The organism is Kitasatospora sp. NPDC096204, from assembly GCF_044763205.1.
Lineage (GTDB): Bacteria > Actinomycetota > Actinomycetes > Streptomycetales > Streptomycetaceae > Kitasatospora.
Window position 1 is genome coordinate 1 of sequence record NZ_JBIWFT010000106.1, and the last position, 1,297, is coordinate 1,297.

At 70.5% G+C, this 1,297-nt stretch carries 1 protein-coding gene; it reads right to left on the reverse strand.

Features of this window, described 5'->3' with window-relative positions:
- Window positions 1–23: 23 nt before the first annotated feature.
- Window positions 24–1,058 carry an IS110 family transposase gene (locus tag ACIQ87_RS40315; RefSeq protein ID WP_402417255.1) on the reverse strand — a complete coding sequence of 345 codons (1,035 nt, stop codon included), beginning with the start codon at window positions 1,056–1,058 and terminating at the stop codon, window positions 24–26.
- Window positions 1,059–1,297 lie beyond the last annotated feature (239 nt).

Sequence of the window (1,297 nt, forward strand, 5' to 3'; positions counted from 1 at the left end):
TGACCTTATAGCGCCTCTGTGTGTCAAGCTGCTGCGGCAAGTTGGGTGCGATGGTCGCGTTTCATGATCCGGTAGACCACGTTGGACAGGCGTCGCTTCAGGGCCCGGCGGGCCTCGGACGGAGTCTTCCCCTCGGCGATCTTGCGCTGGTAGTACTCCTGCCCGCGCCCACCGTCACGGATCTGGACGATGGCGATGACGTGCAGGACCGAGTTCAGCGCCCGGTTGCCGCCGGTGTTGAGCCGGTGGCGGACGTTGTTGCCGCTGGAAGCGTCCAACGGTGCGCTGCCGGTGTAGCTGGCGAAGTGGTGCTCTGTCGGGAAGCGGGTGACGTCGCCCACGTGCCCGAGGACCTTGGCGGCCAGCACGGTGCCCAGGCCGGGCAGGCTGGTGAGCGAGGTGCGGGTCGCGGCCAGCGCCTCGCGCATCTGGACCTCGTTGCCCTTGACCAGTCGGTCCAGCCGTCGCAGGTCGGCCAGCAGGTCACGGGCTATGTCGCGACGGCAGTTGTCGGTGGCGGTGATGGGGCGGATGCCCTTCATCGCGGCGGCGGCCTTGTCGGCGGACAAGCCGGTGGCCACGCCGCCGGGCAGCAGGTCGCGCAGGACGGCGTGGAGCCGGTTCAGAACGCGGGTGCGCTCGTGGACCAGGTCGTCGCGCCGCTCGGTCAGCAGCCGCAGGATCGTGGTCTGGTCCTCGGCGGCGACCTGCCTCAGATCGGGGCGGAACAGGGCGACCTGGGCAACGTGGCGGGCGTCGGCCTCGTCGGTCTTGCGGTTGCCGCCAGTGGCCAGCAGCCGGGCCCGCGCCGAGAGCGTGGCCGGCACGTCGACCACGTCCTCGCTGGCGGCCGCCAGCTGCTGGGCGAGCGAGCGGCCGAGCCCGCCCGCGCCCTCGACGGCGAAGCGCCGCGCGGGCCATTGCTCGCACCAGGCCATGAGCTGGCGGAACGTGCCGGCGTTGACAACGAACCGGCGCTTGGCCAGTTGATGGCCAGCGGCGTCGACGGCGACGGCGGTGTGGGAGGACTTGTGCGGGTCGATACCGATCAGGATCACAGGCTGGCCTTGCACTCGACGGGACCGGGGAGGGAGTGCGGTGGGCATCCTGACTTGAAGTCACCGTGTCGTCCTCATGCCTCTGTCGAGCCACACCGCGCGGGTGTCGGCCGGCGGCGGCACGCTATGAGAGAGCCAGCCCAGCGGCGGCAAGGAGCACTGCGGGCCCGTGCCGACCGACACCCTGGACGCTACGGCTGCAGACCGAGCGCCTGGAGTCGATTCAACAAGTCAGGAGC